This is a genomic window from uncultured Subdoligranulum sp. (genome assembly GCF_937890665.1).
The window spans coordinates 1-8,544 of sequence record NZ_CALADU010000280.1 but is presented as its reverse complement, the minus strand read 5'-3'; the positions used below and the strand labels follow the sequence as shown (position 1 = coordinate 8,544).

8 protein-coding genes are annotated in these 8,544 nt (G+C 57.8%); 5 read left to right on the top strand and 3 right to left on the bottom strand.

The annotated features are described in order from the left end of the window. Positions 1-449: ABC transporter ATP-binding protein (locus tag Q0526_RS15905; RefSeq protein WP_298735737.1), on the bottom strand; the 449-nt coding region annotated here is incomplete at its 3' end. A 211-nt stretch (positions 450-660) separates the two neighbouring features. Between Q0526_RS15905 and Q0526_RS15900 the strand changes: the two genes are divergently transcribed. The 3 genes from Q0526_RS15900 to Q0526_RS15890 all read left to right on the top strand — a co-directional run bounded on the left by Q0526_RS15900 (position 661) and on the right by Q0526_RS15890 (position 5,123). After that, positions 661-1,974, top strand: coding sequence for an MATE family efflux transporter (locus tag Q0526_RS15900; RefSeq protein WP_298735740.1), 1,314 nt, complete (start codon positions 661-663; stop codon positions 1,972-1,974). A 201-nt stretch (positions 1,975-2,175) separates the two neighbouring features. Then, positions 2,176-3,465, top strand: coding sequence for a 2-hydroxyacyl-CoA dehydratase family protein (locus Q0526_RS15895; protein WP_298735735.1), 1,290 nt, complete (start codon positions 2,176-2,178; stop codon positions 3,463-3,465). After that, a complete protein-coding gene (locus Q0526_RS15890) occupies positions 3,462-5,123 on the top strand; it encodes an acyl-CoA dehydratase activase (protein WP_298735732.1) in 1,662 nt (553 codons plus the stop codon). The genes Q0526_RS15895 and Q0526_RS15890 overlap by 4 nt, the downstream gene beginning before the upstream one ends. A gap of 72 nt (positions 5,124-5,195) precedes the next feature. Here Q0526_RS15890 and Q0526_RS15885 read toward each other — a convergent pair whose 3' ends face one another. Together Q0526_RS15885 and Q0526_RS15880 are read right to left on the bottom strand one after the other, a co-directional pair. Then, entirely contained in the window at positions 5,196-5,810 is a 615-nt protein-coding gene (locus tag Q0526_RS15885; RefSeq protein ID WP_298735730.1) for a sugar O-acetyltransferase, read from the bottom strand. Then, on the bottom strand, positions 5,807-6,049 hold the full coding sequence (locus Q0526_RS15880) for a permease of phosphate ABC transporter (RefSeq protein WP_298735728.1): 243 nt from the start codon (positions 6,047-6,049) through the stop codon (positions 5,807-5,809). The genes Q0526_RS15885 and Q0526_RS15880 overlap by 4 nt, the downstream gene beginning before the upstream one ends. 190 nt (positions 6,050-6,239) lie before the next feature. Between Q0526_RS15880 and Q0526_RS15875 the strand changes: the two genes are divergently transcribed. Continuing rightward, a complete protein-coding gene (locus tag Q0526_RS15875; protein ID WP_298735726.1) occupies positions 6,240-6,863 on the top strand; it encodes a TetR/AcrR family transcriptional regulator in 624 nt (207 codons plus the stop codon). Between the two features lie 147 nt (positions 6,864-7,010). Next, positions 7,011-8,318, top strand: coding sequence for a cation:proton antiporter (locus tag Q0526_RS15870; RefSeq protein WP_298735724.1), 1,308 nt, complete (start codon positions 7,011-7,013; stop codon positions 8,316-8,318). Positions 8,319-8,544 lie beyond the last annotated feature (226 nt).

The following is an 8,544-nucleotide window of genomic DNA, read 5'->3' as shown; positions in this document are numbered from 1 at the left end:
TGCTGACCGCCGGACAATTCCTTGGGCTTGCGGTCCAGCAATTCCTCGATCTGGACCAGCGCCGCGGCCTCCAAGGCACGGCGGCGCATCTCCGCCTTGGTCAGTTTCTGGGCGCCTTTCAGATTCTCCAGCGGGAAGGTGATGTTTTGCAGCACCGTCAGGTGGGGGTAGAGCGCGTAGTTCTGGAACACCATGCCCACGCCCCGCAGTTCGGGGGGCAGGTTGGTCACATCCTCCCCGCCAAAAAGGATCTTCCCCTCGGTGGGGGTCTCCAGCCCGCAGATCATGTTCAGCGTTGTACTTTTGCCGCAGCCCGACGGCCCCAGCAGCCCCACCAACAGGCCATCCGGCACCTCGAAGGTCAGGTTTTCCACCGCTGTGACCTCCCCCTGCGCCTTGCGCCCCCGGGCGGGGAAGCGTTTGGTCAGGTTCTGCAACTGAATATTCATGCACTCCATCTCCCTGTGCTTTGCATTTTATCCTTTATTATACAAGCTTTTGGGGCGGTCCACAAGGCTTTGTGCCGTCGTTTTGCTTCGACACCGCTTGACACCCCGCCCCGGGGCGCGTAGGATAGGAGAAAAACGAATTAATCGAAGGTGTGGGAAAAACGTGTTTGAGAAAAATGTTTCCCTGACCAGCGGCAGCGTGGCCAAAGGGATGCTTGTGTTTGCGGTGCCTATCTTTTTCAGCAACCTGTTCCAGCAACTCTACAATGCGGTGGACTCGCTGATCGTGGGCAATTTTCTGGGCGGGGAAGCGCTGGCCGCTGTGGGCTCGTCGGGCAGCCTGATCTTTCTTTTGACCGGCTTTGTCAACGGCGTCAGCCTGGGCGCCGGGGTGTTGGTGGCCCGCCACTACGGCGCCAAGGACGACACCGCCCTGCACCGGGCGGTCCACACCACGGTGGCGCTGGGCCTGACCGCCGGTGTGGTCCTGAGTGTGGTGGGGGTGCTGCTCACCCCCCAGATCCTGCGCTGGATGGATACCCCCGAGGAAGTACTGCCCAATTCCATCATCTATTTCCGGGTCTACTTCATGGGCTCATTGTCCGTGGTCATGTACAATATGGGGGCCAGCATCCTGCAATCGGTGGGCGACAGCCAAAGTCCCATGCGGTATCTGATCACCGCTTCCATCCTCAACGTAATTTTGGACCTCTGGTTCATCGCCGGGCTGCATATGGGGGTGGGCGGCGCGGCTCTTGCCACCATCCTCTCCCAGACGGTCAGCGCCGTGCTGGCTTTCCGCAAGCTGACCCTGTCCAAAGAGGCCTACGGCGTCCGCTGGCGGGAAGTCCGGTTCCACCCCGCCACGCTGCGGGCTGTGGTAGCACAGGGCGTGCCCTCCGGCGTCCAAAACTCGGTGATCTCCATCGCCAATGTCATCGTACAAGCCAACATCAACGCTTTCGGCGCCAATGCCATGGCGGGCTGCGGCGCGTACAGCAAGGTGGAAGGCTTTGCCTTTCTGCCGGTGACCTGCTTTTCCATGGCGCTGGCTACCTTTGTCAGCCAAAACATCGGCGCCGGTAAGTTGGACCGGGTGCGCAAGGGGATGCGGTTCGGCATTCTTACCTCTTCCCTGCTGGCGGAATGTGTAGGTGTGGCCATGTTCACTCTGGCGCCGATCCTCATCGCTGCGTTCAACCATGAGCCGGATGTCATTGCTTTTGGCGTACAGCAGGCCCGGACCGTATCGCTGTTTTACTGCCTGCTGGCCTTCAGCCACTGCTGCGCCGGTATTTTGCGGGGCTTGGGACGCCCTGTGGTGCCGATGGTCATTATGCTGGCCATCTGGTGTGCGCTGCGCATCACCTACATCACCATCACGGTGCGGTTTATCCCCCAGATCTCCGTCATTTTCTGGGCATACCCGCTGACCTGGACCATCAGTTCGGTGCTCTTCGCTTGGTACTTGACCCACTGCCCGCTGCCCTCCCCCGGCGGCGGCGCACCCCAGCATCGGCTATGAAACTCACAAGACAAAAAAGCAATATTTGTACAAAAAAGGATTGATTTTGCAAAAAAACGGGTGTAATATAAAATGAGCGCATCCCGTATAAACACATTGTAACCAACAATGGGTGAGGGTCTTCCGGTCGAATTTCGGCCGGGGACCCCTCTGTTTTTTTGGCGCGGGAATCGGCGCCGAGCGTAGAGAAAGGGAACGTATATGCAAGTAGTAGAAACTTTTGGGCGCACCGTGGAAAGCTGGAGCAGCCAACGCCCCGAACGGGCACGGAAATTGCTGCGCACCGGCTGGGAAGCCCAGAACCTGAAGAACCGATTCAAACCCGACAAGCGGCTGCAGCCCGCCGACCGGCAGTTGGCCTGCATCATGATGGATGCCATGCTGGCGCCGCTGCAAACCCCGGAGCAATCCGCCATGGTCAGCGTCTTTACCCCCTGTGAAATGCTGCAAGAGGTGGGGCTGAACCCCTACAACGTGGAGGCATTCTCCTGCTATCTTTCGGGGTCGCAGGCTGAACGGGCCTTTTTGCAGCAGGCGGAAAACACCGGCATTTCCGAAACGTTGTGCAGCTACCACAAGACCTTTCTGGGGGCGGCCCAGAAGGGGCTGCTGCCCAAGCCCCGGTGCATCGTCTACACCAACCTGACCTGCGACGCCAATCTGGTGACCTTCCGCACCTTGAGCCAGCTATACCACGTACCGGCCTTTGCCATCGATGTACCGATGCAGCAAAATCAGGATAATGTGGATTATGTGGCCGCCCAACTGCGGGCGCTGGCCGCCTTTTTGCAGGAACATACCGACAAGGCCATCGACGAGGAGTCCCTGAAAGTACGGCTGCGCCGCAGCAAGCGCACCTTGGAAAAATACCGTGCCTACCAGCAAAAGCGGGCCGACCGGTATGTCCCCACCGATCTGGTCACCCCGCTGTACTGCGGCATGACCAACAACATTTTGCTGGGCACCGAGCAGGTGGAAGCCTACGTGGACGAACTGCTGAAGGACGCCGACAAGGCCCCTGCCGCCAAAGGCAAGCGGATCTATTGGATGCATACCATCCCCTTCTGGTCCGACGCCGTGAAGGAGGATCTGCTCTTTCAAGAGGGGGCGCAGATCGTAGGGTGCGAGCTCAGCGAAGTGGCCGAGCCGGACTTTGACCCCGAACAGCCCTTTGAGGCCATGGCCCACCGGATGGTGTACCACGCCCTGAATGGCAGCGCCAGCCGCCGCATTGAGGCGGGCATCCGCCATGCCAAGCAGGTCAAAGCGGACGGCGTGGTGTGGTTTGACCATTGGGGCTGCAAGCACACGCTGGGCGCGGCCCAGTTGGCCAAAAAGAAGTTTGAGGAAGCGGGGCTGCCGCTGTTGATTTTGGACGGCGACGGCTGTGACCGCAGCCACGGCGGCGAGGGGCAGACCTCCACCCGTCTGGGCGCCTTTTTGGAGATGCTGAACGAACCGGGCCGCACCGAGGAAGGAGCGCAGGGATGAACAAGACCTATTATGTATGCAAATACACCCCCATTGAGCTGCTGACCGCGCTGGGCGCGGAATGTGAAAACCTGAACGGCATGCAGGAGGGGTTTGACCGGGCGGACCAACTGGCTCATTCCAACATCTGCGGCTTCGGCAAATCGCTGTTGGAAGCGGTACTCAGCGGGCAGGTCCACGAACTGGTACTGGTGAACTGCTGTGATACGATCCGCAGTGTCTACGACGTGCTGGCCGAGAGCGGCAAACTGGACTTTTTGTATATCGTGGACATGCTGCACAGCGGCGGCGCGTGCAGCCGCCAACGGACGGCGGCCCAACTGAAAGGGTTGGCCAATGCCTACGCGACCTACAAGGGAACCACCTTTGACGCCAAGGCATTCCGGGCAGCCTTCCACGCCCCCGAAAAGACCCGCGGCCCCCATATCAGTGTGCTGGGCGCCCGGATGGGCAAGGAACTGTTCGAGATGGTGCAGAACGCCATGCCCTACCCCGTGGAAAACGAAACCTGTGTACACAACCGGTCAGTGGGGGAAGTTCTGCCCCCCGAGGACGCCGACTTTGACGCCCTGATGGACTGGTATGCCGCCGAGCTACTGGGGCAGGTGCCCTGCATGCGGATGATGGACAACACAGGCCGCAAGCGGCTTTTCAACGATCCCGACCTGAAAGGGATCATCTACCACACGGTAAAGTTCTGTGATTTTTACAGTTTTGAGTATGCGCAGGTCAAACAGAGCGTGGCCGTGCCGCTTTTGAAGATCGAATCGGACTACACATTGCAGAGCAGCGGTCAGTTGCTGACCCGTCTGGAGGCGTTTGCCGAGGGGATGGACGCCTCCCGCTGCGAGGGGAAGGAGATCCAAATGGGAAAAGGCTATTTTGCAGGCATTGACAGCGGTTCCACCAGCACCGACGTGGTGATTCTGGACAAGGACAAAAAGATGGTCACCGGGGTGATTCTGCCCACCGGTGCCGGCGCCGCCGTAGGCGCCGAGCGGGCGCTGGAACAGGCTTTGGAGCAGGCCGGTTTGCAGCGGGAGGACATCGACGCCATCGTGACCACCGGCTACGGCCGCACCGCCATTCAGGACGGCGACAAGAGCATTACCGAGATCACCTGCCATGCCCGGGGCGCCCACTATCTGGACCCCAGCGTGCGCACCGTCATCGACATCGGCGGGCAGGACAGCAAGGTCATCCGGCTGGATGAAAACGGCGCTGTGGTGAACTTTGTCATGAACGACAAATGCGCCGCCGGCACCGGCCGCTTTTTGGAGATGATGGCCCGCACCATGGAGATGAATCTGGACGAGATGAGCAAGGCCGGTCTGAAGTACAAGGAGGATATTACCATCTCCAGCATGTGCACCGTCTTTGCCGAGTCCGAAGTGGTTTCCCTCATCGCCCAGAACAAGCCCACCGACGACATCGTCCACGGCCTGAACAAGGCGGTAGCCTCCAAGACTGCCGCGCTGGCCAAGCGTGTGGGCGGTGAGGAACGCTACATGATGACCGGCGGCGTGTCCAAAAACGAAGGGTTGGTCAAGACGCTGGAAGAAAAGCTGGGCACCACGCTGGTGGTCAGCGACAAGGCCCAGCTCTGCGGTGCGCTGGGTGCCGCCCTTTTTGCTATGGATATGGTGACCACCCACTAAACCCCCATATTTTGCCCATAAAGTAAAAGCCTGCCTTCCCGGTAAGGGAAGGCAGGCTTTTTTTGGTATGGTTCAGCGCAGCAAATCAGGGTCGATGGCACAGTCCTTGAAGTAGTACATCCGGTCCCGTTCCCCCACCGGCCGCAGCACCCGGCAGGGATTGCCCACCGCCACCACGTTGTCGGGCAGGTCCTTGGTGACCACACTGCCGGCCCCCACCACCACATTGTCCCCGATGGTGACGCCGGGCAGGATGATCGCCCCCGCCCCGATCCAGCAGTTTTTGCCGATGTGGACCGGAGCATTGTACTGGTAGCCCTGTGCCCGCAGTTCCGGCAAAATGGGGTGTTCCGCCGTGGCCACCGTCACGTTGGGGCCAAACATCGTACAGTCCCCCACATAGATATGGGTATCGTCCACCAGCGTCAGGTTGAAGTTGGCGTAGATATTGTCCCCAAAATGGACGTGCTTGCCGCCGAAGTTGGCATGGAAAGGCGGTTCAATATAGCATCCCGACCCGATCTCAGCGAACATCTCTTGCAGCAGCGCGGCCCGCTTAGCCCCCTCGGTGGGGCGGGTCTGGTTGTAGTCGTAGAGCCGGTCCAGACAGCGGGTCTGCTCCGGCACGATGCTGTCATCGTTGGGCAGATACAGGGCAGTGCTGTGCATCTTCTCGAAGATGGTCATAGGGTGTCTTCCTCCCCTTCCGCCGGTTCCATCGCCAGACGAAGCAGCTTGGCCATCAGCGGCAGGTAGGTCACAAAGAAGAGGGGCAGCGCCGCCGCCACGGCGGTCTTTTTGTATTTGGACGGAACCAACGCCCCCAGCGTGATTCCCAGCGCCAACAGGCAGGTTTTGAGCAGGGCAATGGTTTTCCAGTCGGATTGCTGGAGGTAGCGGTCAGCCAAGTTCAACAGTTTCTTCATAACGGTTCCCTCCCTTTGGGTGTGTTTTCCTTCATTATGGCAGATTGCCGGCCGAATGTAAAGGCTGCCGGGCGGCTTTTTTCGCCCTTTTGTGACCCCGCGAAAATTTCACAGTTCTTTTATTGACTACCCAGTCTATATTTCGCTATAATGGACCATGTGGTCAACAATCAAGCAAAGGAGGTCAAGGATGAAAAAGGAAGAAAAGACACAGAAAACCAAAGAACGGATCCTTGCTGCGGCCCTGAAAGAATTTGGGAGCAAAAGTTACGATGCCGCCTCCATCAATACCATTTGCGAAGCAGGGCAGATCTCCAAGGGACTGCTCTATCACAATTTTAAAGGCAAAGATGAGCTGTACTTGCTCTGTGTGAAAACCTGTTATGACGAGATGATCACCGCCCTAAAGGCGCAGCCCCTTGAAATCAAGGATGCCAAAGAGGGGTTACAAAGTTTTTTGATGATCCGGCAAACCTTTTTTCACGAAAACCCAGACTACGCCAACATTTTTTTCAACACCGTATTGCAGCCGCCCAAGCACTTGGAAGCAGAACTGGCAGCGCTACGCAGCGGGCTGGAGGCATACTTCCGACAATGTTATCTGGCTGTTTTGAACTGCCTGAACTTGCGGGACGGGGTCACAAGAGAGATGGCGCTGGAATACTTTTTAGGCGCCAGTGAAATGTTCAACAACTATTTTCAAAAAAAGGCCGAGCAAAGCGGCGACTATCGCGCCCTGATCGAAGCCCACGAAGACAAGCTGTCCGCCATTTTTGACATCATGCTCTATGGTGTTGCCAAAGCCCCCCTTTGAGGCGTTGCCAAGCCCGTCTTTGGCAGCATAAGGGGCACCAAGCGGGCGTTCTTCGCTGCCAAAACACTGGCAGCAAACACAAGCAAACCACAAAAAAGGGGCGGTTATCGGCAACCGCTTCTATTGGGAAAGGCTAGGTGAAGCGAAATGCTTCTGTCCGTTTTCAGATTATTGGTTACGATCGGAGTTGCTTTTCTTGCAGGCAAACTCGTTTCCAAGGTAAAGCTGCCGTCCATTTTGGGGTGGCTGATCACCGGAATGATTTTAGGCCCCCATGCCCTCTCGCTGATGGACCAACCGCTTTTGGATGCCCGCTGGTACCAGACGATGGTCCATATCCTTGAGTGCGGCGTCGGTTTGATGATCGGTACCGAACTGGTCTGGAACAAGATCAAACGTTCGGGAAAAGCCATTGTAATTACGACCTTAACGCAATCGCTAGGGACGTTTCTGGTCGTATCGCTGGTCTTTGGCATTGTATTCTCCCTCTCCCACATTCCGCTTTATTTGGCGTTCATCTTTGGCGGAATCGCCCTTGCGACAGCGCCGGCACCGGCCTTATCCATCGTTCGGGAATTCAAGACCACCGGCCCCGTTACCCAGACGCTGATCCCTATGGCTGCTTTGGATGACATTGTGGGCTGCATCGTCTTTTTCATAACCATTGCGCTGGTTGCCGGAAACCTTTCTGCGGGAGATCTGCCGGCCTATATGATCGCGCTGGTTGTCCTGCTGCCGCTGCTGATTGGCGTGGCAACCGGGCTGGCGGCTGGTTTGGTGCTGAAAAAAGAGCGGAGCCGATCGGTCACGCTGATGCTGCTGATCGCCATGATTCTGGTGGCTTCCGGTGTCGGATTTCTCTTTAACACATGGGTACTGCCGCGCCCTGTTCTGAATTTCATGCTGATCGGCATGGCTTTTTCGGCCACCTTCTCCAATATGGTTTCTGAAGCACGGCTGGCACAGATCATGGCGAGCTTCAATCCCATTTTGGGCATCTCCATGATTGTCGTGATCTTGAATCTGGGGGCACCGTTGGACTACCACTTGATTCTGGGCGCCGGCCTGTTCACAGCCATTTATATTCTGGCAAGGGCCGCCGGCAAGTATTTCGGCGCTTATTTGGGGGCAAGCCTCACCCACTGCCCCGAAACCGTGAAAAAATATCTCGGCCTGACGCTTCTCCCCCACTCGGGAGTTTCGCTGGTATTTACCGGCATTGCCGTTTCCGTTTTGACGGGTCCGACCCCTGAATGCGCCCAAATCCTTCAAGGGACGATTGCCGCGGCGGCGGTGATCAATGAAGTGATCGCCGTCATCACCGCGAAAAAGGGCTTTGAATGGGCGGGAGAATTGGACCGTCCTGCGAGCCAGAGCCAAGATGCCCTGCCGCCCACGATCCACCCCAACGGCAGACGCCCGGCAATGGCAAATGAAAAGTCCGGCAGCCGATAACCCCCACAACAAAAGGCAGCGAAAAAAAAGGATGTACTTCCTTTTTTCCGCTGCCTTTTTGGGATGTTCGGTCTGAAATTCCGCCAACGGTTTCACGCCGTTCTGCAGACCTGTTCTTCGGTATGATTGGCGGCCTCCGGGACCGCACCACAGGATGGTTTTACAGCACCCTGCGCACCTCGGCTTCCGGCACCACGCTGTTGATGCCGCCATGGGTCTGGGTGGA